Source organism: Thiobacillus sp. (assembly GCF_030696885.1).
Classification (GTDB): domain Bacteria; phylum Pseudomonadota; class Gammaproteobacteria; order Burkholderiales; family Thiobacillaceae; genus Thiobacillus.
Genome location: NZ_JAUYRI010000020.1, coordinates 18196 through 39543, shown reverse-complemented (window position 1 = coordinate 39543; position 21348 = coordinate 18196). Strand labels below are relative to the sequence as shown.

The 21348-nt window shown below is 63.8% G+C and carries 21 protein-coding genes; 12 read left to right on the top strand and 9 right to left on the bottom strand.

All coding sequences use genetic code 11. The annotated features are described in order from the left end of the window. Positions 1–59 precede the first annotated feature (59 nt). Positions 60–956 (top strand): phosphoribosylaminoimidazolesuccinocarboxamide synthase, encoded by an 897-nt coding sequence (locus tag Q8R61_RS10275; protein WP_305537012.1) that lies wholly within the window; start codon positions 60–62, stop codon positions 954–956. Between the two features lie 175 nt (positions 957–1131). Further along, positions 1132–2394 carry a YeeE/YedE family protein gene (locus Q8R61_RS10270; protein WP_305536870.1) on the top strand — a complete coding sequence of 421 codons (1263 nt, stop codon included), beginning with the start codon at positions 1132–1134 and terminating at the stop codon, positions 2392–2394. A 73-nt stretch (positions 2395–2467) separates the two neighbouring features. Here Q8R61_RS10270 and Q8R61_RS10265 read toward each other — a convergent pair whose 3' ends face one another. After that, complete coding sequence (locus Q8R61_RS10265; RefSeq protein ID WP_305536868.1) at positions 2468–3217, bottom strand: DUF3530 family protein; 750 nt, start codon at positions 3215–3217, stop codon at positions 2468–2470. A 94-nt stretch (positions 3218–3311) separates the two neighbouring features. Between Q8R61_RS10265 and Q8R61_RS10260 the strand changes: the two genes are divergently transcribed. Both Q8R61_RS10260 and Q8R61_RS10255 read left to right on the top strand, forming a co-directional pair. Then, entirely contained in the window at positions 3312–4433 is a 1122-nt protein-coding gene (locus tag Q8R61_RS10260; RefSeq protein ID WP_305536866.1) for an HD domain-containing phosphohydrolase, read from the top strand. A 12-nt stretch (positions 4434–4445) separates the two neighbouring features. Then, positions 4446–6965, top strand: a complete 2520-nt coding sequence (locus tag Q8R61_RS10255) for an ATP-binding protein (protein WP_305536864.1) — start codon at positions 4446–4448, stop codon at positions 6963–6965. Here Q8R61_RS10255 and Q8R61_RS10250 read toward each other — a convergent pair. The 5 genes from Q8R61_RS10250 to Q8R61_RS10230 form a co-directional block, all read right to left on the bottom strand. Next, complete coding sequence (locus tag Q8R61_RS10250) at positions 6945–7862, bottom strand: crotonase/enoyl-CoA hydratase family protein (protein WP_305536862.1); 918 nt, start codon at positions 7860–7862, stop codon at positions 6945–6947. The genes Q8R61_RS10255 and Q8R61_RS10250 overlap by 21 nt on opposite strands. Positions 7863–8028: 166 nt before the next feature. Further along, the gene (locus Q8R61_RS10245; RefSeq protein WP_305536860.1) at positions 8029–8841 is read right to left on the bottom strand and encodes a sulfite exporter TauE/SafE family protein; all 813 of its coding nucleotides are present in this window, start codon (positions 8839–8841) and stop codon (positions 8029–8031) included. Continuing rightward, positions 8842–9297: an EVE domain-containing protein gene (locus Q8R61_RS10240; protein ID WP_305536858.1), complete on the bottom strand. Its 456-nt coding sequence runs from the start codon at positions 9295–9297 to the stop codon at positions 8842–8844. Between the two features lie 18 nt (positions 9298–9315). Then, the gene (argB, locus tag Q8R61_RS10235) at positions 9316–10200 is read right to left on the bottom strand and encodes an acetylglutamate kinase (protein ID WP_305536856.1); all 885 of its coding nucleotides are present in this window, start codon (positions 10198–10200) and stop codon (positions 9316–9318) included. Positions 10201–10284: 84 nt separating this feature from the next. After that, on the bottom strand, positions 10285–10704 hold the full coding sequence (locus Q8R61_RS10230; protein ID WP_305536854.1) for an Hsp20/alpha crystallin family protein: 420 nt from the start codon (positions 10702–10704) through the stop codon (positions 10285–10287). A 131-nt stretch (positions 10705–10835) separates the two neighbouring features. On the opposite strand from Q8R61_RS10230, the gene Q8R61_RS10225 reads away from it, so the two are divergent. From Q8R61_RS10225 to Q8R61_RS10205, 5 genes are all read left to right on the top strand, one after another. Then, the gene (locus tag Q8R61_RS10225; protein WP_305536852.1) at positions 10836–11402 is read left to right on the top strand and encodes a sigma-70 family RNA polymerase sigma factor; all 567 of its coding nucleotides are present in this window, start codon (positions 10836–10838) and stop codon (positions 11400–11402) included. Beyond that, on the top strand, positions 11399–11656 hold the full coding sequence (locus Q8R61_RS10220; protein ID WP_371133599.1) for a zf-HC2 domain-containing protein: 258 nt from the start codon (positions 11399–11401) through the stop codon (positions 11654–11656). Before Q8R61_RS10225 ends, Q8R61_RS10220 begins: the two co-directional genes overlap by 4 nt. A gap of 70 nt (positions 11657–11726) precedes the next feature. After that, the gene (locus Q8R61_RS10215; RefSeq protein WP_305536850.1) at positions 11727–12077 is read left to right on the top strand and encodes a hypothetical protein; all 351 of its coding nucleotides are present in this window, start codon (positions 11727–11729) and stop codon (positions 12075–12077) included. A gap of 12 nt (positions 12078–12089) precedes the next feature. After that, positions 12090–12941, top strand: coding sequence for a DUF692 domain-containing protein (locus tag Q8R61_RS10210; protein WP_305536848.1), 852 nt, complete (start codon positions 12090–12092; stop codon positions 12939–12941). Continuing rightward, positions 12916–13680, top strand: coding sequence for a DUF2063 domain-containing protein (locus tag Q8R61_RS10205; RefSeq protein ID WP_305536846.1), 765 nt, complete (start codon positions 12916–12918; stop codon positions 13678–13680). The genes Q8R61_RS10210 and Q8R61_RS10205 overlap by 26 nt, the downstream gene beginning before the upstream one ends. Positions 13681–13691: 11 nt before the next feature. Here Q8R61_RS10205 and Q8R61_RS10200 read toward each other — a convergent pair whose 3' ends face one another. After that, positions 13692–14150 carry a copper chaperone PCu(A)C gene (locus Q8R61_RS10200; RefSeq protein ID WP_305536844.1) on the bottom strand — a complete coding sequence of 153 codons (459 nt, stop codon included), beginning with the start codon at positions 14148–14150 and terminating at the stop codon, positions 13692–13694. 334 nt (positions 14151–14484) lie between these two features. Here Q8R61_RS10200 and Q8R61_RS10195 point away from each other — a divergent pair, with 334 nt between their 5' ends. The 3 genes from Q8R61_RS10195 to Q8R61_RS10185 all read left to right on the top strand — a co-directional run bounded on the left by Q8R61_RS10195 (position 14485) and on the right by Q8R61_RS10185 (position 18687). Beyond that, positions 14485–16656, top strand: coding sequence for a TonB-dependent receptor (locus tag Q8R61_RS10195; RefSeq protein ID WP_305536842.1), 2172 nt, complete (start codon positions 14485–14487; stop codon positions 16654–16656). Positions 16657–16891: 235 nt separating this feature from the next. Next, on the top strand, positions 16892–18148 hold the full coding sequence (locus Q8R61_RS10190; RefSeq protein WP_305536840.1) for an ATP-binding protein: 1257 nt from the start codon (positions 16892–16894) through the stop codon (positions 18146–18148). After that, on the top strand, positions 18145–18687 hold the full coding sequence (locus Q8R61_RS10185) for a response regulator transcription factor (RefSeq protein WP_305536838.1): 543 nt from the start codon (positions 18145–18147) through the stop codon (positions 18685–18687). Before Q8R61_RS10190 ends, Q8R61_RS10185 begins: the two co-directional genes overlap by 4 nt. 10 nt (positions 18688–18697) lie before the next feature. Here the strand turns inward: Q8R61_RS10185 and Q8R61_RS10180 are convergent, their stop codons facing one another. Both Q8R61_RS10180 and Q8R61_RS10175 read right to left on the bottom strand, forming a co-directional pair. Then, complete coding sequence (locus tag Q8R61_RS10180; protein ID WP_305536836.1) at positions 18698–19528, bottom strand: undecaprenyl-diphosphate phosphatase; 831 nt, start codon at positions 19526–19528, stop codon at positions 18698–18700. 94 nt (positions 19529–19622) lie between these two features. Beyond that, the gene (locus Q8R61_RS10175) at positions 19623–21335 is read right to left on the bottom strand and encodes a diguanylate cyclase (RefSeq protein WP_305536834.1); all 1713 of its coding nucleotides are present in this window, start codon (positions 21333–21335) and stop codon (positions 19623–19625) included. Positions 21336–21348: the final 13 nt, after the last annotated feature.

Below are 21348 nucleotides of genomic sequence, written 5' to 3'. Positions count from 1 at the left end.
CCAGCACGCTTTACCGCGGCGGCTATAATGCCGCCTCTTTTCCGCCTACCGATCCCGCCATGTCTGCGTCCCGCCCCGGCCAACCGCTTCTCGAATCGCGCATTGCTTCCCTGCCGCGGGTCCACAAGGGCAAGGTGCGCGACATCTATGCCGTCGGCGACGACAAGCTCTTGATCGTGACCACCGATCGGCTGTCGGCCTTCGACGTCGTGATGCCAACCCCGATTCCCGGCAAGGGCCAAGTGCTGACGCAGGTGTCGGCTTTCTGGTTCGACAAGCTCAAAGCCATCGTGCCGAGCCAGGCGCTCGACATCGCGCCGGAAACCGTCGTTCTCGACACCGAGCGCGACCAGGTGATCGGCCGCGCCATCGTGGTGAAAAAGCTGAAAGCGCTGCCGGTCGAGGCGATCGTGCGCGGCTATCTGGTCGGTTCAGGCTGGAAGGAATACCAGACCAGCCAGTCGGTGTGCGGCATCGCGCTGCCCGCCGGCTTGAAACAGGCCGATCGCCTGCCCGTACCGATCTTCACGCCATCGACCAAGGCAGCGGTCGGCGCGCACGATGAAAACATTGCGTTCGAGCAGATGGCCGGGTTGATCGGAATGGAACTGGCCCAGCAGGTGCGCGACGTCAGCCTTGCCCTGTACAAGGCTGCTGCAGAGTATGCGCTCACACGCGGCATCATCATCGCCGACACCAAGTTCGAATTCGGACTGGATGAAAAGGGCCGGCTGGTGTGGATCGATGAGGCGCTAACCCCCGATTCGTCGCGCTTCTGGCCGGCCGACCAGTACCGCCCGGGCAGCAACCCGCCCAGCTTCGACAAGCAGTTCGTGCGCGACTGGCTCGAAGCCAGCGGCTGGAACAAACAGGCGCCGGGACCGGAACTGCCCGCGGAAATCGTTGCCCAAACCAGCGAGAAATACCGCGAAGCGATGACGCGCCTGCTGGGTTGAACCGGCGTCCGCCCCCCCGGCTAAACACAAACCGGCGCATGCGTAAACAGCATGAATGAACCGGTCTCTGTCGCACGCATGCCATTGTTATTCAAGGGAAAAGCGCTATAATGCCGCGCTTCCTCCGGACGCGCGCCTGGCGCCGCCTCCCCATCCCAGACCAGAGAGTACAGTCATGATTTACGAAGATTTTGCCAGCGCCCAGTCGTTTTTCCTGTGGTCGACCTTTGCCATCGCCCTGATCCTGGGCGCGGTGGCCAACAAAACCAATTTTTGCACCATGGGCGCGGTGTCCGACTGGGTCAACATGGGCGATACCGGCCGCATGCGCGCCTGGGTGCTGGCCATTGCCGTCGGCGTGCTGGGCGTGATGGGCCTCGAAGCAGCCGGTATGGTGAACGTCACCAGCACTTTCCCGCCCTACCGCCAGACCAATCTTGTCTGGCTCGAAAACGTGCTCGGCGGCCTGCTGTTCGGCATCGGCATGGTGCTCGCCTCCGGGTGCGGCAACAAGACCCTGATCCGCGTCGGCGGCGGCAACCTCAAGTCGGTCATGGTGCTGCTGATCATCGCGGTAATTGCTTACTTCATGATCAACCCCTTCCCCGGCAGCGACAAGACCCTGTATTCGACGCTGTTCTACTCGTGGACCAACCCGACCTCGGTGTCGCTATCCACCAACCAGGATCTCGGTGCCATGCTGTTTGGCGACAACGCCGCCACCGGCCGCATGGTGATGGGAGGCCTCATCGGCGGCCTGTTGCTGATCTGGGCGTTCAAGTCGGCCGAATTCCGCGGCAGCTTCGACAACATCCTCGGCGGTCTGGTGGTCGGCCTCGCGGTGCTCGGTGCCTGGTACATCACCAGCAACATCAACATCAACGCCGAAGGCGACATGATGACGCTGCAGTCCTACGCCCAGGACTGGGAACTGTATGCGCCGAGCGACGCGGTCAAGCCCGCCTCCACCGCTGCACTGGCCTCGCAGTCCTTCACCTTCATCAACCCGATGGGCCAGACGCTGGGCTACGCCGCCAACGGCTTCGACCGCACCCTGCTCACTTTCGGCATCATGGCGCTGGCGGGCGTGATCCTCGGCTCGCTGCTGTGGGCGCTGATCTCGCGCAGCTTCCGCATCGAGTGGTTCGCGTCCGGGCGCGACTTCGGCAACCATTTCATCGGCGCCGTGCTGATGGGCTTCGGCGGTGTGCTGGCGATGGGCTGCACCATCGGCCAGGCGGTCACCGGCTTCTCGACGCTGGCGCTGGGTTCCATCCTCACCTTCCTTGCCATCGTACTCGGCAGCGCCCTTACCATGAAAATCCAGTACTACAAGCTGGTGTACGAAGCCGACGCGACCTTCTTCAAGGCGCTCGTCACCGCGCTGGTCGACTTCAAGCTGCTGCCCGCCGGCATGCGCAAGCTGGAGGCGGTGTAAACAACCCGGGCACCCGCCCAGCAAAAAGCCCCGCTTCGGCGGGGCTTTTTGCTGGCTGCGACAAACGGCCGGCTTATTTCAGCGTCACGTTCAGGAAGTCGGCCACTGCCGCCACCATTTCACCCTCGCGCCCGGTGAAAAAGTGGTCGGCGCGCGCCACCACCACCTGCTTTGAACCCGCGGCCGACAAACTTTGCTTGCGCTTGCCCGCATTGGCCAGCACCGGCGGCAGGTCGTTGTCGCCGTACAGGTCCAGCACCGGCAGCTTCAGGGCCTTGTAGTCGCCCACCGAGATGCCCAGACTGGCCCACGCCTTGACCGCAGGGTCGGGCTTGCCCGACAGGTACACCAGGCTCATGCGCGAGCCCATGCTGTGGGAGACGATCGCAATCTGCGTGTAGCCCTTGCCTTTCAGAAACGCGACCGCCTCGCCGATGCGTTCGGCCGCCTCGGGAAATGTCGGCGGGTATTGCTCGCCCCGGGCGTCAGCCGCCAGGATCGGCATCTGGATCGACAACGTGGTGAAGCCGCGGTCGGCCAGATCGGTACGCAGGGTGCCGACCATGCCCCAGTCGGGGTGGATGCCGAGACCGTGCACGACAATGGCGGCCTTGTCGGTGCCCTCCACGGGGGTGAACAGGGTCAGGAATTTATGGTGCCCGCGCGGTGTCTGAAGATAGACCGGATCGCCCACCACCAGCCCCGGCACCACTTCATCGGCCCATTTCTTTTCACGGGCGTAATCGGACGCGGCGGCGGGCACGCTCAAACCCAGCACCGCAACCAGACCCGTGACCCAAGCCAACAACATGTTTTTCTTCATGTTTTGTCTCCAGCGCATTAAAGTAAACGATCCACCACCCGATACATTAATCAAAACGGCACAATAACCAACCGTTCACGGCAGAGAATACATCATGGCCTCCACACCCTTGCGCATCGTGCCTCCCGACTTGCCCAGCACCCCGACAGGGGACGCGCGGCCGCGTGGCGGCGCGCGGGTGGTCATTGTCGACGACCGCAGCACCGCGCGCAGCCTGCTCGAAGGCCTGGCACGCACGCTGGAGCCCGGGGTGGTGGTCAGCAGCTTTGCCGACCCGCTGGAAGCGCTGGCGCACATGCAGGTCGAGACGCCGGACCTGATCATCACCGACTACCGCATGCCCGGCATGGACGGCATCGAATTCACCCGCCGTGTCCGCGCCGAACGCCGTCTGTCCGACGTGCCGCTGATCATCGTCACCGTGGTGGAAGACCGCCAGGTGCGCTACCAGGCACTGGAAAACGGCGCCACCGACTTTCTCACCCGCCCGATCGACCCGCTGGAATGCCGTGCGCGCTGTCTCAACCTGCTGACGCTGCGACGCAGCCAGAAAGTGGTGGCCGACCGCGCGCAGTGGCTGGAAGAGCAGGTCATGCAGGCCACCCGCGCGGTGCGCCTGCGCGAACGCGAAACCCTGATGAAGCTGGCCAAGGCAGGCGAATACCGCGACGAGGAAACCGGCAACCACATCATTCGGATGTCCCGCTACGCCCGCCTGATCGCCGAGGAGCTCAAGCTCACCGCGATGGAATGCGACGAAATCGAGGCGGCCTCGCCGATGCACGACATCGGCAAGATCGGCATCCCCGACCACATCCTGCTGAAGCCCGGCCGTCACACTCCGGATGAACAGGTCGTCATGCGGCGCCATCCGCAGATTGGCCATGAAATCCTGTCCGACAGCCCTTCACGCTATCTTCAGATGGGCGCGGTGATCGCGCTCGGCCATCACGAGAAATTCGACGGCAGCGGCTACCCACAGGGGCTCGCCGGCGAAGACATCCCGCTGCCCGCGCGCATCGTGGCGGTGGCCGACGTGTTCGACGCCCTCACCTCGAACCGGCCCTACAAGGGTGCGTGGTCGTTCCAGGACGCGCTCGCCTACCTTCAGTCCGAAAGTGGCCGGCACTTCGATCCCGCCTGCGTGCGCGCATTCGAACTGCGCATCGACGCCGTCGCCGCGATCATGCGGGAACTGGGCGACACGCCCCGCTGACGCCGTAAGCGCATGATGGCGAGGCTGCCGCTACCCGCTTTCGTTCAGCGCCTGAGGGCGCATATACGTGCGCGGCCAGACACCGAGTTTCAGCAGGCGCTGATCCGTTTTGTCATCGGCGTCGTTTCCTACTTCTATTTCAGCTCGAGCTGGGTGGAACACCCCGAGTACATCTACTCCAGCATTCACTTCGTCGCGCTGTTTTTCCTGTCGACTGCCACGCTCATCCTGGCCGGCACCCTGATCAGCCTGCAGGCATCGCCGCCACGACGTATCTTTGGGGCCGTGGTGGATTTTTCGACCGCATCCTTCCTGCTGCTGATTGGCGGAGAAACCTCTGCACCACTGGTGGGCGTCTACCTCTGGGTCACGCTCGGCAACGGCTTCCGATACGGTGTGCCGTATCTGTATTTTTCCACGGCGCTCACCACTGTGGGATTTGGCGCGGTGCTGGTTTTCAATCCCTTCTGGCAAACGCAGCTGGCACTGGGCACGGGCATCATGTTCACCATGATCATCGTCCCACTGTATGCCGCCGCCCTGATGCGCCAGCTGCATTCGGCGATCAGGCGCGCCAACGAAGCCAACCAGGCTAAGTCGAATTTTCTTGCCAACATGAGCCACGAGCTTCGCACGCCGCTGAACGGCGTCATCGGCGTATCCGACCTGCTGTCGGAAACCCGACTGGACAAGGAGCAGAAAGAACTCACCCGGATCATCCGCGCATCGGCCAATACCCTGCTGGACCTGATCGAGAGCGTGCTCGACATTTCCCGCATCGAGGCCGGGCGCATCCTCACCGAAAGTGAGAATTTCGACCTCCACCGGCTGGTCAACGGCACCGTCTCGATGATGGAACATCAGGCGCGGGGCAAGGGACTGGGGCTGTCACCGCATATCGCGCCACAGACGCCTTTCAATCTGCATGGCGACGCGCGGCATTTGCGCCAGATCCTGATCAACCTGATCGGCAATGCCATCAAGTTCACCGAAAGCGGCCGGGTCGACGTCTATGTGCGCCCCATCGGGCAGAGCCATCAGCCGCAACGCCTGCGCTTTGAGATCGTCGACACTGGCATCGGCATTCCGGAAGCCGCGCAGGCCCGGATTTTCGACAGTTTCACCCAGGCCGATCCCTCCATCACCCGCCGGTTCGGCGGTAGCGGCCTGGGCACCACCATCGCCCGCCAGCTGGTGGAAACCATGGGCGGACAAATCGGCCTGCACAGCCGCGAAGGCGAAGGCACGACGTTCTGGTTCGAACTGCCGTTCGCGTTACAGACTGCCGACGAGCTTGCGCCGCCCGAAGCGCAATTCGAAGCGCCCATGCGGGTCGCCATTCTTGCCTCGGGTGAATTGTCGATCCGTTTGCAAACCATGATCCACGGCTGGGGCGCCGAATCCATGCGGGTGGGCAACACCGTCCGTCTGGCGGCCGAGCTGTCGACCGACCTCTCGGGCGGCACGCCGCTGGGCGCGGTCGTGGTGGAACGTAGCGCGCTGTCGGACGATCCGGTCGCGTTGTTGCATCGGCTGCGTGACGACCCCGGCCTTTCTACGCTGCCCCTCATCCTGATCGAATCCGACGCCAGCACACCGTTGCGTGACCAGGCGCTGGAACGCGAAGGTTATGCCGCGGTGTTGCGCACGCCCGTCAACGCCACGCTGCTGTTCAACGCCATTCATGCTGCAGTCAGCCACGAGATGCCGCCCAATGTGGTGTCGATGGCCCAGCACCTGCAGGCGCAGGGCGGATTCGGGCTGCGCATCCTGGTGGCCGAAGACAACCCGGTCAACCAGCGCGTCATACGTGGCTTGCTCGAACACAGCGGGCATACCGTCCATCTCGCGCGTGACGGCGAAGAGGCCCTGGCCATGCTCGAAGCCGGCGAGCCCGCCTACCAGCTCGCCATCGTCGACATGCATATGCCGCAGTTGTCGGGACCGGAAGTGGTCAAGCGCTGGCGCTTCATGGAAAAAGGGCATCTGCCCGTCATCATGCTCACGGCCGACGCGCGCGTCGAAGCCCAGGCGGCATGCGAGGCGGCTGGCGTCGACGCCTTCCTCACCAAGCCCGTCAACGGCCGTGAACTTGCAGAGCTGATCGGACGCCTCGCCGGGCAACAAACCCAGACGGGCGTCGCCGCCGCGCGCGAGGTCCGTCATGCCGACGGGCTGGACGAGTCGGTTCTCGACGAATTGGCGCTGATGGGAGGAAACACCCTAGTGGAAGACCTGCTGACGAGTTTCGAGGAAGACAGCCGGCGTGCCGTGCAGGACATCGAACACGCCCTGTCCACCCAGGATTACGGCCTGTGGAACGACCAGCTCCACATGTTGAAAGGCGGCGCCCGCGACATCGGCGCCCACCAGCTGGCGCAACAATGCGCCGACGCCGAGCGCGTCAAGCCCTTCGAGTTCACCAGCCAGCTGGCCCATGACCGTCTGCACGCGGTGCAGACGGCCCTGACGGCCACGCAGGCCGCCCTGATGGCCTATCAGGCCCGCAAGCTAAGCGCTGAACTTCTGTGATGCGGTCGTGGCTGCGGGTGTTGCCGGCACGGCTTCCGCCTTGCCCGTTTGGCGGCTCACCAGACGCTCCATCATGCGGATGTCCTTCGCTTCCAGACGCAGGGCGGCATCGACCCAGATATCGGTAATGCGCATCAGCTCCCCGTACGAAATGGGCTGGATTTCGTCGCGCGCACTGCGCAGGGCCAATGCGCCATTGCGCGAACGGGTTTCACGCCGAATGTAATCGTGTACCGCCCACTCGCCCTCTCCCGGCTCGGCCAGCACGTCCACCACGCCCATTTCGTGCAACTCCTCGGCAAGGTACAGACGCCCGCTGAGAATGATCTGCTCTGCCTTCTGATAGCCCACCCGGCGCCCCAGCAGGCTCAATGCGCCCATGCCCGGAAACAGGTTGAACAGGATTTCAGGAAATCCAAGCTTGCAACCCCGTTCGGCGATCAGCACATTGCCGGACAGCGCACATTCAAATCCGCCGCCCAGCGCGTCGCCCTGCACCAGCGAAATGGACTTCAGACCGGGCCGGTTCAGATGCACCGCATACAGATACAGCGGCTCGATGCACGCCTGGGCGTACTGCGCGAGACGGTCGCGCTCGCCCGACACGATCAACTCGGCAAAACGGTTGAGATCGCCGCCGTAATTGAACACCCCCGGATGGGACGACGCCGTCACCATGTAACGCACATCAGGCTGATCAGGGTCGTCGATCTGTCCGGCAATTTCATGGCACCACGCCAGCAACTCCTGCAGCAAGGTCGGCGTGAAACAAGGGCGCGGCTCCGCGTGCATGTAGCCCCAGGAAATCTGGTTGTGCGCATCGAAATACGTGGTCAATTGGGTGAATGTGTTTTGCTGCGGTTGCAGCGAAGTCCGAACTGCCTGTAAGTGCGCCATGTGATTCTCCACGGAGTTGATGATCAGCCATGCGACGAATTTTCAGCATGTGTCGAAAGACTAACGCGCGCCGCGTGGCGGCTCAAGCACGCAATCATTACTGTCACATATCCCCCACATTTAGTGGAGTGCATGCCTCACGCTCTCCACATATAGGCTATCAAGCTCAATTCTGGAACGTCCATACCATGCGCAGCGCCAGCGTCACCAGCAGCAGTGCAAATATCCGCTTCAGCGGCCGCACCGGCAGGCGGTGCGCGGTGCGCGCGCCGAGCGGCGCGGTGAACACGCTGCCGATCACGATGCCGGCGAGCGCCGGCAGGTAGACGAAGCCAGCACTGCCGGGCGGCAGACCCGCTGTATTCCATCCGCCCAGTACATAACCGACCGCACCGGCGATCGCGATCGGAAAGCCGATTGCGGCGGATGTGGCGATCGCGCGATGCAGCGTCACGTTGTGCCACAACATGAACGGCACCGACAGCGTGCCGCCGCCGATGCCGACCCAGCTCGACACCGCGCCGATCACGCCGCCTGCCAGCGTGGTCCCGATGCGTCCTGGCAGCGCACGGTGCGGGGCCGGCTTGAAGTCGAGCCACATCTGGGCAGCGGCATAAAACAGGAAGGCAATAAAAAAAACTTTCAGTACCAGCGCCGGCATCTGCGCGGCAAACAAGGCGCCCGCCAGCGTACCGAGCAGGATGCCGGGCGTGATGCGCCACACCAGCGGCCATTCGACAGCGCCATGACGGTGGTGCGCACGCACGCTGGACAGCGAAGTGAAAAGAATCGACGCAAGCGAAGTACCAAGCGCCAGCTGCGGTTCCATGCCGGCAGCCAGGCCCTGCGCGTGCAGCAGCATGATCAGCACCGGCACGATGATGAGGCCGCCACCGACCCCGAGCAGGCCAGCGACGAAGCCGACCACCAGGCCCAGGCCGATGTAGGCTGCCAGCAGCGCCGGGGCGAGCTCGGGCATCTAGAGCTGCTTGACGATGAATTGATACTCGGCCGGGTCGACCGGGGTGATCGACAGGCGGTTGCCCTTCTGCAGGATGCGCATGTTGGCGAGTTCGGGATGGCTGCGGATTTCGGACAGCGGCATCAGCCGTGTCTTCTTCACCAGCTTGACGTCGACGTTGAACCAGCGCGGCGTTTCCGCTGTTGCCTTGGGATCGAAGTATTTGTTCTTGGGATCGAACTGGGTCGCATCCGGATACGCCAGCACGCTCACCTCGGCCAGCCCGGCGATGCCCGGCTCGGCGCACGACGAATGGTAGAACAACACCTTGTCGCCGGGCTTCATCTGGTCGCGCATGAAATTGCGCGCCTGATAGTTGCGCACGCCGTACCAGGCGACGCTTTGCCCGGGCATGGCAGCGAGATCGTCGATGCTGACATCGCTCGGTTCGGATTTCATTAGCCAGTAGCGCATACAGGGGTCAGGGTGTGGCTAGGCTCGTTTGACCAGCGTGCCCACGCCTTCCGGCGTCAGGATTTCCAGCAGCAGCGCATGCTCGACCCGGCCGTCGATGATGTGCGCGGTTTTGACGCCGCTGTGCACCGCGTCGACCGCATAGCCCACCTTGGGAATCATGCCGCCGGAGATGGTGCCGTCGGCGATCAGTTCGTCGACCTCGCGCGGGGTGATCCCGGTCAGCAGCTGCATCTGCTTGTCGAGCACGCCCGGCGTGTTGGTCATGAAAATGACTTTCTCCGCTTTCAGCACGCCCGCCAGCTTGCCTGCTGCGACATCGGCATTAATGTTGTAGGCGTTGCCTTCCTTGTCGGTGCCGAGCGGCGCGACCACCGGGATGAAGTCGCCCGAGTCCAACAGCTGGATGATCCTCGGGTCGATGCTGGTGATCTCGCCCACCTGACCAATGTCAACGAATTTGCCGAGCTCTTCCGGGCTTGCGACCAGCATTTTCTTGGCGTGGATGAAGTTGCCGTCCTTGCCGGTCAACCCCACCGCCTTGCCGCCGTGCTTGTTGATCAGCGTCACGATATCCTGGTTGACCAGGCCGCCGAGCACCATCTCGACGACGTCGAGCGTTTCCTCGTCAGTGACGCGCATGCCCTGGATGAAGTCGGACTGCTTGCCGATTTTCTTCAGCAGATTGGCGATCTGCGGGCCGCCGCCGTGTACCACCACAGGGTTCATCCCCACCAGCTTCAACAGCACCACGTCCTTGGCAAAGGCCTCCATCAGGTGGCGCTCGGTCATGGCGTTGCCGCCGTACTTGATGACGATGGTCTTGTCGTAGAAACGCTGGATATACGGCAGCGCCTCGGACAGGATATGGGCTTTTTCGGCGGCGGTATGGGGTGAAGGCATGGCGGCTCCGGACACGATTGCGCGAATTTTACGCCAATAAAAAAGGCGGCGCGCGGCCGCCTTTTACTGCCGGCCGGATCGTGCTTACTGCACGGCCAGCCGCCTGGCCGCGGCAGCGGCCTTCTTCGGCAGCACCAGCTCCAGCACGCCGTCGCGATAGCGGGCAGTGGCGGACGCCTCGTCCACCTCGTGCTCCAGCGCGAAACTGCGGCTGACCCGGCCGAAAGCGCGTTCGCGCCGCAGCACGGTCTCGCCATCCTTCTGCTCGGTGCTCTTCTTCACTTCGGCGCTGATTGCCACCGTGTTGCCGTCGATGGAGACGTGGATGTCATCCTTGTCGACCCCCGGGATATCGGCGTGGACGGCATAGCCGCCCTCGTTTTCCTTCACGTCCATGCGGATCTGCGGCACTTCTGTGTCCATGCGGACCGGGTGTAAGAAGCCCCGGAACAGCGCGTCCAGCGGGTCAGTCATTGCACGCGGGTCGTAGGTGATATGGGCCATCATGTCCTCCTTCAGGTTGACGAATGTCGATGCAACCGATCTGGGGGGTGCGCGGCGCATTTCAAGAGCCGCAGTTGTCGGTTTTGCGAACTGCCCCTAAAGTGCCCGCAAGCCGAAAAAAAGGACCCCCGATGAACACGCTCGACGCGCACACCTGGCTGACCGATCACGGCGATTATCTGTTCCGTGTGGCGCGCCGCCAGCTGCATTCGGACGAACTGGCCGAGGACGCGGTCCAGGAAACCCTGCTGGCGGCGCTGTCGGCGCAGGCCCGCTACGCTGGCGACGCCAGCCCGCGCACCTGGCTCACCGGCATCCTCAAGCACAAGATCGTCGACCTGATCCGCCGCAATGTGCGCGAGGTGGAAATCCCGCGCGACGAGGACGGTGAAGAGGCGATCGACCTGCTGTTCGTGCAGGACGGCCACTGGGCCGAGCCGCTGCGCCCCTGGGGCAATCCGCACGCAGAGGCGGAACTGGGCCAGTTGCGGCGCGTGCTCGACGACTGCGCCGACCGCCTGAAGCCGGTCATGGCCCAGGTGTTCAGCCTGCGCGAGGTGGCCGGCATGGAAACCGAAGAAATCTGTAAGGAATTGAATATCACGCCGACGAACTGCTGGGTACTGCTGCATCGCGCACGATTGTTCATGCGTCAATGCCTTGAGTTGAACGGGTTTTCGAAAGTGGGTGCCGTATGAATTGGATGGCGACATGCAGGGAAGCAACCGAACTTGCCTCGCGCGCCATGGACCAACGGCTGCCGCTTTCCAATCGCATGGCCTTGCGACTACACCTTGCGATCTGCAAGAACTGCGCCCGATTCAGCCAGCAACTGCAGGAAATGCGCCGTCTGTTTCGTGAAGAAGCTGCGGCCAACGATGATGCTAACGGGCTGACACCCGAAGCCCGGCAGCGCATCGCAAGCGAATTGCAGAAAAAGCTCGGCTCGTGAGCCTTTTGCAACAATCCGGAATCGTCCGGTAATTTGGTCCCTCGTTAAATTTTGTTAGGAGAGAAATACCATGTCCAAGAAAACCCTGATCGCCACCGCTGTGGGCTCCGCTTTCGTCGCCAGCATGGCCGCCGCCCCCATCGCCGCGGCCGCTGAAAATCCTTTCGCCCTGACTGGTCTGTCCTCGGGCTACCAGGTCGCCGACAACCACGGTGCAGCCAAGCCGGCCGAAGGCAAATGTGGCGCCAAGGCCGGCGCCAAGCCCATGGACGGCAAATGCGGTGGCGCCGCCAAAATGAAGGATGGCAAGTGCGGTGAAGGCAAATGCGGCAACAAGGCCAAGATGAAAGACGGCAAGTGCGGTGAAGGCAAGTGCGGCGCGACCAAGAAGCCGGCCGCCGCGCCGGAGGCCGCGCAGTAAGCTGCCAGTCTGATGACCCCCCTGCGCCTGTCCGGCGCGGGGCTCGGGTTTCGGCGCGAACTCATACCTGCGCTGAAAACCCGGGTTCCCGACGCCATCGATTTTTTCGAGATCGCTCCGGAAAACTGGATCGACATGGGCGGCGCCTATGGCCGCGACCTGCGCGGCTTTACCGAGCGCTATCCCTTCGTCTGCCACGGTTTGTCGCTGTCGCTCGGCGGCCCTGCGCCACTCGACGAAATGCTGCTGAAGAAGACGCGGCAATTCATGGATGCCCACGGCATCCAGCTCTATACCGAACATCTGTCGTACTGCTCGGACGACGGGCATCTGTACGATCTGCTACCGATTCCCTTCACGGAAGAGGCGGTGAAACACGTCGCTCGCCGCATCCGCCGCGCGCAGGACATTCTCGATCGCCGCATCGCGATCGAAAACGCGTCGTACTACACGGCCGCGCCGATTGCCGAAATGGACGAGCTCGCCTTCATTCGCGCCGTGCTCGACGAAGCCCGCTGCGACCTGCATCTGGACGTCAACAACGTCTACGTCAACAGCGTCAACCACCGCTACGATCCGCTCGATTTCATCCGCGCGCTGCCGAGCGAGCGCATCGTCTACCTGCACGTGGCCGGGCATTACGTCGAGGCCCCGGACCTGCTGGTCGACACCCACGGCGCCGACGTGATCGATCCGGTGTGGGCGCTGCTCGACCAGACCTACCGCATCCACGGCGTTGCGCCGACGCTGCTGGAGCGCGACTTCAACATTCCGCCGCTGGACGAGCTCACCCGCGAGGTCGAGCACATCGCGCGCATCCAGGCCGCATTCACACGCCATGAACACAACGTCCGCGCCTCCTGAATTCCAGCGTTACCAGTTCGCCTTCACCGCGCACATCCGCGACCCGAAGGCGCACCCGCGCCCGGCCGGCGTCGAAGCGCGGCGGATGAACATCTACAACGGCCTGTTGTACAACAACATCGAGGGCTTTTTGCTGAGCTGTTTTCCGGTGCTGCGGCAGGTTCTGGGAGCACGCAAATGGGCGCGGCTGGTGCGCGCATTTTTCAGCACCCATCGCAGCCATACGCCCTACTTTCGCCAGATTCCGGACGAGTTCATCCAGTTCCTGCAGAACGAATGGACCGCGCCCGAGGACATGCCGCCCTATCTGCTGGCGCTGGCGCATTACGAATGGATCGAGCTGGTGCAGTCGGTGTCGACCCGCAGCGCAGACCGCGCGTTCGACCCGGCGGGCGACCTGCTTGACGGCGTGCCGTTGTTGAATCCGGTACTGGCCAATCTGCGCTACGACTGGCCAGTGCATCGCATCGCGCCGCGCCGCAAGGTGCAGCCGGCAGAAACCCATCTGCTGGTGTTTCGCGACGCCGGGGACACCGTTCAGTTCAGCGAGATCAACGCTTTTACCGCGCGCCTGCTAACGCTACTGGAACCGGGCACGCTGACCGGTCGCGCCGCGCTGGAACAGATCGCGGCCGAAAGCCGCCATCCCGATCCGGGGCTTATCCTGCAGGCCGGCGGCGCCCTGCTCGACGACTTGCGCGCGCGCGGTGCGATCCTGGGCGCGGTGCGTCCGGCTTGAGACCGCGTCGCTCAGTGATGATGATGGTGCTGCATGGGCTGATTGGGCGCGCGTGCCTCGGCCTTTACCTCGACCGTCTGCCGCTTGCCGCCTGACTCGATCGTCAAGCTAAGCGGAATCAGATCGCCGGCCGCAATCGGCTTTGGCAGATTCATCAGCATGATGTGATAGCCGCCGGGCTCGAGTGCAACGGCCTGGCCTTTCGGCAGCTCGATCGCGGTGACCTCCCGCATGCGCATGATGTCGCCGTCCATTTTCATTTCGTGCACCTCGACCCGCGGCACCGCCGGGCTGGATGCGCCAATCAGCTTCGCATCGACATCCGACTGAATCCGCATGTAGGCGCCACTGACCTTCTGGCCCGGCATGGTCGCGCGCGCCCATGCGTCGCTCACGCTGACGTTGGCGGCCCACGCCGATTGCGCGGCCAGCGCGGCGATGACGGAAAACATCCACACATTCAGTTTCATCTTTGCTCCATTTTTTACGGAAGACTGCGCCCGCAGCGCGACACGGCCACGCACGGCGCTACGTTCTGATCGCCTGCAACGATAGGGGATTATGGCGCGGAATGCGATGCGTCAAATCGTCGCAGCGCGCCGTCCGGCAAGGCTTGCGGCAATTTGCCACATTCTCGCACGCGCTTGACGTCCCTAGACTCGGGAAAATTCCAACAATTCAGAGAAAAACATGTTGTTTCCCAAAAAGCCGGTCTTCCTCGCGGTATCCCTTGCCCTGTCGGCACTAAGCAACAACGCAGTTGCGCAAGGCGCATCGCCAGCCCAGTCATCGGATACCCCCCTCATGCCCGTGGTCGTCGTGGGTTCACAACCCACGGACGTCGATCTCAACAGCGTGACGCTGGAAGCAGCGGATCTTCTCCTGATGCGCGCCGCCACCAGCGACACGGCCACGCTGCTGAGGGACGTTCCCGGCCTCAGCTTCTACGGCGCCGGCGGCGTGTCCAGCCTGCCGTCGATCCGTGGGCTGGCAGACGACCGGCTGCGCATCAAGGTGGACGGGATGGACCTGATCGCGGCCTGCCCCAACCACATGAATCCGGCGCTTTCCTATATCGATCCCACCCGGGTCGACCGCATCACGGTCTACGCCGGCATCACGCCCGTCAGCGTCGGCGGCGACAGCATCGGCGGCACCATCCTGGTCGAATCGGCCGCACCGGAATTTGCCAAGTCGGGCCAGAGCTCAATGACAAAGGGCGAATTCGGCACCTTCTACCGCAGCAACGGCAATGCCATGGGTGCCAACCTGTCGGCGACGCTTGCCGGCGAGAACCTGAGCGTGAGCTATGCCGGCTCGACCGCGCAGTCCGACAACTACACGGCGGGCGACAACTTCAAGACGACGACCGCGACCGGCCGCATCGGCCACACGCTGCCGCTCGACGAAGTCGGTTCCACCGCCTACAAATCGATCAACCATGCCCTCGGTTTTGCCTTGCGCAATGACAAGCATGTGTTCGACCTGAAGCTGGCGCATCAGAATATTCCCAACGAGAATTTTCCGAACCAGCGCATGGACATGACCGACAACACAAGCAATCTGGTCAATCTGGGCTACACGGGTGAATATCAATGGGGCACGCTGAAAGCGCGCATCTACCATGAGAAGACCGAGCATGAAATGGACTTCGGCGATGACAAGCGGTTCTGGTACGGCTCCAACTCGGGCGCCGGCGCGCCGTGTTCGCCGATTCGTTTTCATGGAGACCCGCTCGGAACCTGTGCAGCCGGCATGCCCATGTATACGGAAGGCAAAACCACCGGGGCATCGGTCAACGCTGAGGTACCGCTTTCCGCACGCGACACCCTGCGCGTCGGCACCGAGTTCCAGGCCTATCGCCTGGATGACTGGTGGGCGGCGTCTGGCGGTGGCATGGGACCTGGCACCTTCTGGAACATCAACAATGGTGAACGCGACCGCTACGCCGTGTTCGGGGAATGGGAAGCGAAGATCCATCCGCAGTGGACGAGCCTGGTGGGTGTACGCCACGAGACCGTCAGGATGGATACCGGCGACGTGATGGGGTACTGCACCAGCGGCATGTGCATGGGAAACCAGTTGGTCGACAGTGCCAATTTCAACAACCAGGATCATGACATAACCGACCGCAACTGGGACCTGACCGCGCTGGCGCGTTATGAACCGGCCGCGACGCAAACCTACGAGCTCGGCGTCGCACAGAAGTCCCGATCGCCCAACCTGTATGAGCGCTATACCTGGTCCACCTGGACCATGGCGGCGGTGATGAACAACTTCGTCGGCGACGGCAATGGCTATGTCGGCAACCTCGATCTGAAGCCGGAGGTGGCCCGAACCCTGAGCTTCGCCGCCAACTGGCACGATGCCGGCAAGAAGTCCTGGGGGGTGCGCGTCGCGCCGTACTACACGCACGTGAAGGACTACATCGACGCGACCTGCAACAACACCTCCTGCCCGGATGACCAGTTCAACGTGCTGAAGTATGTCAACCAGTCGGCCCGGCTGCTTGGCGTCGATCTGTCCGGCCACTTCCTGGCGGCACGCAGCGCCGCCTACGGAGACTTTACCGTCAGCGGTATTGTGAATTACACCCGCGGCGAGAACCGCGATACCGGCGACAATCTCTACAACATCATGCCCTTGAACGCGAAGCTGATGCTGACGCAAAAGCGGGGGCGGCTGACCAACACGCTGGAAGGGCGGTTCGTCGCAGCGAAGAACGACGTCTCGGATATCCGCAACGAAATCGAGACTGCGGGCTATAGCCTGTTCAGTCTGCGCAGCAGCTACGAATGGAAGCAGGTCCGTCTGGACCTTGGCATCGACAATCTGTTCGACACCGGCTACGCGTTGCCGCTGGGCGGCGCCTATGTCGGCCAGGGCACGACGATGTCGATCACCGGCGTCCACTGGGGAATCGCCGTTCCCGGCCCCGGCCGCTCGTTCTACGCCGGGGTGAATGTGCAGTTTTAAGCTACCGCCCGAAGCCTTGCACAACAAAAAGCCCCGTGAGCCAAACACGGGGCTTTTTCAATTCCGTCACCGCCCCTTCGGCAGCGCGGGCAAAAAAATCCCGCCAGCAGGCGGGAAGGGAGCGTGAGGTACGCGATGACGCGTGATCCCACTTTAGGCGGGACGCGCGCCGAGCACAATTGGACAAATTGTCGCAGCCCGCAGTCCGCGCCGGCGCGCGCATTACAATGCCGCCATGTCGTCCGCGCCCACTTTCACGCTGCTGTCCACCCTGCCCGCCCGCGCCCTGCTGGGGCGGCTGTTGGCGGTGCGCGTGTCGCTGATTGCCGGCTGGGCGGCCGGCATCGTCTGGTTGCACTGGGGTCTGGGCGTGCGCATGCCGCTGTTTCCGATGGCCTCGGTGCTGGTGCTGATGGCGCTGTTCTCGCTGTCCACCGCGTGGCGGCTGCGGCTCGATGTGCCGGCCACGCAGATGGAATTTCTCGCGCACCTGCTGGCCGACCTGACGGCATTCGCGGTGCTGGTGTTCTTCAGCGGCGGCGCGACCAATCCCTTCGTCTCGCTGATGCTTGTGCCCATCATCATCGCCGCCATCAGCCTGCGCCCACGCTGGGTGTGGCTGCTGGCGGCGGTGGCAGGCGGCTATTACGCGCTGCTGCTGTTCTACTACCAGCCGCTGGCGATCGCCGACCCGGTGGCCGCCTACGGCATGCACCTGGGTGGCATGTGGTTCAACTTCCTGATCAGCGCGGCGCTGATCGCCTTCTTCGTCACCCGCATGCACGCCGCGCTCCGCGCGCGCGACCAGGAGCTGTCGGCGCTGCGCGAAAAGCAGTTGCGCGACGAGCGCATTGTCGCGCTCGGCACCCAGGCCGCGCTGGCGGCGCACGAACTCGCCACGCCGCTGGCCACCATCCAGACCACCGCGCACGAGCTCGCAACCGAATTCGCCAACGACCCCGACATCGGCGCCGACTGCGCACTGCTCGAAAAGCAGGCGCAGGCCTGCAAGCGCATCCTGACCCAGCTCGCCGCGCGCGCGCAGGACACGCCGCCCGCCGCGCTACCGCTGGACGCCTGGCTCGCCGCAGTGATCGAGCGCTGGCAGGTATTGCGCCCGGATGCACGGATCGCGTCCGAACTGCCGGCAGACGGCCGCGATTTCGCCGCGCCCGACGGATTCGAGCAGGCGATCCAGAACGTGCTGAACAACGCGGCTGACGTGTCGCCCGATGCCGTTGAATTCCGCACCGAGACGCACGCTGACGCGCTGGTCATCGAGATCGCCGACCGCGGCCCGGGCTTCACCCCCGCGCAGAAGGCGCAGGCCGGACGCGTGCTGTTCAGCGGCAAGCCAGGGCGCGGCTGGGGCATGGGCCTGGCGCTCACCCATGCCACGCTGGAACGGCTCGGCGGCAGCCTCACCCTGACCGAGCGCGACGGCGGCGGCACCTGCGTGCGCATCCGCCTGCCCTGGAGCTCGGCACCATGAACGCTGCTGCGATGAAACTATTGATCGTCGAGGACGACGCCGATTTTGCCGCGGCCCTGGCACGCGCGATGACGAAACGCGGCTTCGAGGTGGCACTGGCGCACGACGGCGGGGAAGCGCGGGCCGTGGCGGAAACCTTCGTCCCCAGCCACGCGGTCGTCGACCTCAAGCTGCCGGGCGAATCGGGACTCAAGGTCGTCGAGCAACTGGCCGCGCGCACGCCCGCGCCTGCCATCGTCGTGCTCACCGGCTACGCCAGCATCGCCACCGCGGTCGAAGCGGTGCGGCTCGGGGCACGGCATTACCTGGCAAAACCCGCCGACGCCGACGAAATCCTCGCCGCGCTGCTGCGCGATCAGCCCGACGCCGCGCTCGAAGTCAGCCCCGAACCCCTGTCGGTGGCGCGGCTGGAATGGGAGCACATCCAGAAAGTGCTGAGCGCGCACGACGGCAACATCTCGGCCACCGCACGCGCGCTGAAAATGCACCGCCGTACGCTACAGCGCAAACTCGACAAGCACCCGCCCAAGCCAGTCTAGGTCTGGTCGATCAGGCCGACGCGTTCCAGTCGACCCACCCGAGATAGGCAGTCATCAGCACCACCCCACCGAACACGATGCGGTACCAGGCGAACAGCGTGTAGTCATGGCGGCTGACGAACTTGATCAGCGTACGCACGGCGATCAGGGCGCTGACGAACGACGCCACGCCGCCGACCACGAACAGCGGCACGTCGTGCACGTCGAACAGATGCCAGTTCTTGTAGAGGTCGTAGGCCGTGGCGGCGAACATGGTGGGGATGGCGAGGAAGAACGAGAACTCCGCCGCCGCCTTTCTCGACAGCCCAAGGAACAGGCCGCCGATGATGGTGGCGCCCGAGCGTGAGGTGCCGGGGATCATCGCCAGCGCCTGCGCGAAACCCACCGCCAGCGCGCGGCGCCAGTGGATGTCGTCCACGGTCGGCGTGCTGATCACATGCGTGCGTCGCTCCGCCCACAGGATCAGCACGCCGCCGATCACCAGTGCAGACGCCACCACAATGGGGTTGAACAGGTAGTATTTGATCTGCTTGTAGAACAGGAAGCCCAACACCGCCGCCGGCAAAAACCCCGCCATCAAGTTGATCGCCAGCCGCTGTGAAAGGGGGTCGGAATGCAGCGTCGTCGCCACGTGCCCGAGCTTCGCCCGATATTCCCACACCACCGCAAAAATCGCCGCCAGCTGGATGGCGATCATGAACACCTTGGCCTTCTCGCCGGTGAAACCCAGCAGCTGGCCGGCGATGATCAGGTGGCCGGTGCTGGAGATCGGCAGGAATTCGGTGACGCCTTCGACCAGGCCGAGGATCAGGGCATACAGCAGCAGGGTGGGGTCGGTCATGGCGACGTGTCGGTGATAAAAAAGGCGCGCCTGTGGAGCGCGCCTGCGGATTATACGAGGGTTGGGGCGTGGCTTTTCGATACGGCCCGGTCGGCTATCTCGGGGCGCACTGTCCGGCTGCGCAGCCCGCCACCTGGTTGCGGCCCTGCTGCTTGGCTTGGTACAGGCACTCATCGGCGGAGGCAATCAAGGCATCCAGCGTGGAATGGTGGTCCTCCATCTGGGCGATGCCGAAGCTTGCCGTCAGCACGGTTTCACCCGCTTCCGCCGGAACGCGCAGGGCCGCGATCAGGATGCGCAGGCGTTCCGCCAGCGCCATCGCTTCCTCCCGGCTGGTTTCGGGCAGGAACACGATGAACTCCTCGCCGCCCCAGCGGGCGAGCACATCCTCCTCCCGCATCGAGGCCTTCAACACCTGCGTCACCGCTCTCAGCACTTCATCGCCGTGGGCATGGCCATGCGCGTCGTTGATCTGCTTGAAGCGGTCGATGTCGAGCAGCATGACCGAGGTGGCGTGGCCATGACGCACCGTCTGACTCCACAGCGCGCTGGTCTTGTCGTAGAAGGCGCGCCGGTTGTTCAGCCCCGTCAGCGGGTCGAGCTGCGCCAGGCGTTCGGCGCGCAGGCGCTCTTCCTGGCCGACGCGAAACTGGTAGCCGAGCGCCAGCGCCAGCAGCGTGGCGTCGATCAGCATGCCGATCTCCACCGCACGGAAGGTCCAGCTGTTGTAGGGGATGAAGCCCCAGGTGGACAGTGCCGTCAGCAGCGCGCCCACCATGCCGGCGAGCGCAGCGATCAGAAAATAACGGGCCGGCTTCTGGCCCGCGCGGACCGAGATGACGCCCAGGAACAGCATGATGGCGGTGAACAGGATGGCGAACGTGAAGGCCGCCAGCAGGGCCAGCTTCTGGCTGTCCAACAGGAAGGCGGCCACCAGCAGCGCGCCGAATGTCGCGCAGAACGCGATGACGGTCTTGCGTGCCCGCGGAAAATACACCCGCAGATCGAGAAAGCGGATGGCGAACACGAGACCGCTGGTGCCATACAGGAACATCAGGACCGGGTTGGACCACTGCTGCCAGGCCAGCGAATCGGGCCACAGCCAGGCGTAGCCGTGGCCAGTGTAGGCGACGTTCATTGCCACGAACATCGCCAGATACAAGGCATAGTAGAGGTAACGCGTGCTGCGCAGGCTGAGATAGAGAATGGCATTGTAGGCCATCAGCGCGAGCAGGAAGCCGTACACGATGCCGTAGCTGAATGCCTGCTGCATCTGCCGGTCGCGCGACACCTCCGGATCCAGCAGGTGGATCGGGACGACCATCGGGTCGGGCGTTTCGACGCGGACGAACACCTCGCTCGTACCCGCCCCGAACGCGTGGTCGAACACAAAATAGCGGCTGGCGACCGAGCGCTGCGCATAGGGTTGCCGGTCGCCGACATGATGGGTCGTCAGGCTGCCGTCCGGATTCCGGATATAGAGCTCGATCCGGTCGAGCCAGGCAATCTCGATCGACAGCCGTTTCTGTACCGGCGCCGGGGCCGGGTTATCCAGCGCGAACTGGATCCATACCGGCTTCGCGCCGATGCCGAAACTCAGCACCGGGCTGGTGCCGGGCGTGAACTGTCCGGCCTGCAAGGCGACCGTCGCCTCGGCCAGGCTCAAGCGACTCTGGTTTTCCTGCAGGGTACGGGTTGACAGGCCAATCGCGGATACCGGGTCCTGGGCAACTGATAGCGGCGCCGCACTCGCCAGCGCGCCCAACAAGCCGCCCAGCAGCACAACACACCCGACAAGCCGTCTCAAAAATCCGCTACGC

Excerpts from the sequence above, each read along its gene's own strand:
- Q8R61_RS10275 (WP_305537012.1), top strand. The coding sequence starts at position 60 with ATGTCTGCGTCCCGCCCCGGCCAACCGCTTCTCGAATCGCGCATTGCT.
- Q8R61_RS10270 (WP_305536870.1), top strand. The coding sequence starts at position 1,132 with ATGATTTACGAAGATTTTGCCAGCGCCCAGTCGTTTTTCCTGTGGTCG.
- Q8R61_RS10265 (WP_305536868.1), bottom strand. The coding sequence starts at position 3,217 with ATGAAGAAAAACATGTTGTTGGCTTGGGTCACGGGTCTGGTTGCGGTG.
- Q8R61_RS10260 (WP_305536866.1), top strand. The coding sequence starts at position 3,312 with ATGGCCTCCACACCCTTGCGCATCGTGCCTCCCGACTTGCCCAGCACC.
- Q8R61_RS10255 (WP_305536864.1), top strand. The coding sequence starts at position 4,446 with ATGATGGCGAGGCTGCCGCTACCCGCTTTCGTTCAGCGCCTGAGGGCG.
- Q8R61_RS10250 (WP_305536862.1), bottom strand. The coding sequence starts at position 7,862 with ATGGCGCACTTACAGGCAGTTCGGACTTCGCTGCAACCGCAGCAAAAC.
- Q8R61_RS10245 (WP_305536860.1), bottom strand. The coding sequence starts at position 8,841 with ATGCCCGAGCTCGCCCCGGCGCTGCTGGCAGCCTACATCGGCCTGGGC.
- Q8R61_RS10240 (WP_305536858.1), bottom strand. The coding sequence starts at position 9,297 with ATGCGCTACTGGCTAATGAAATCCGAACCGAGCGATGTCAGCATCGAC.
- argB (WP_305536856.1), bottom strand. The coding sequence starts at position 10,200 with ATGCCTTCACCCCATACCGCCGCCGAAAAAGCCCATATCCTGTCCGAG.
- Q8R61_RS10230 (WP_305536854.1), bottom strand. The coding sequence starts at position 10,704 with ATGGCCCATATCACCTACGACCCGCGTGCAATGACTGACCCGCTGGAC.
- Q8R61_RS10225 (WP_305536852.1), top strand. The coding sequence starts at position 10,836 with ATGAACACGCTCGACGCGCACACCTGGCTGACCGATCACGGCGATTAT.
- Q8R61_RS10220 (WP_371133599.1), top strand. The coding sequence starts at position 11,399 with ATGAATTGGATGGCGACATGCAGGGAAGCAACCGAACTTGCCTCGCGC.
- Q8R61_RS10215 (WP_305536850.1), top strand. The coding sequence starts at position 11,727 with ATGTCCAAGAAAACCCTGATCGCCACCGCTGTGGGCTCCGCTTTCGTC.
- Q8R61_RS10210 (WP_305536848.1), top strand. The coding sequence starts at position 12,090 with ATGACCCCCCTGCGCCTGTCCGGCGCGGGGCTCGGGTTTCGGCGCGAA.
- Q8R61_RS10205 (WP_305536846.1), top strand. The coding sequence starts at position 12,916 with ATGAACACAACGTCCGCGCCTCCTGAATTCCAGCGTTACCAGTTCGCC.
- Q8R61_RS10200 (WP_305536844.1), bottom strand. The coding sequence starts at position 14,150 with ATGAAACTGAATGTGTGGATGTTTTCCGTCATCGCCGCGCTGGCCGCG.
- Q8R61_RS10195 (WP_305536842.1), top strand. The coding sequence starts at position 14,485 with ATGCCCGTGGTCGTCGTGGGTTCACAACCCACGGACGTCGATCTCAAC.
- Q8R61_RS10190 (WP_305536840.1), top strand. The coding sequence starts at position 16,892 with ATGTCGTCCGCGCCCACTTTCACGCTGCTGTCCACCCTGCCCGCCCGC.
- Q8R61_RS10185 (WP_305536838.1), top strand. The coding sequence starts at position 18,145 with ATGAACGCTGCTGCGATGAAACTATTGATCGTCGAGGACGACGCCGAT.
- Q8R61_RS10180 (WP_305536836.1), bottom strand. The coding sequence starts at position 19,528 with ATGACCGACCCCACCCTGCTGCTGTATGCCCTGATCCTCGGCCTGGTC.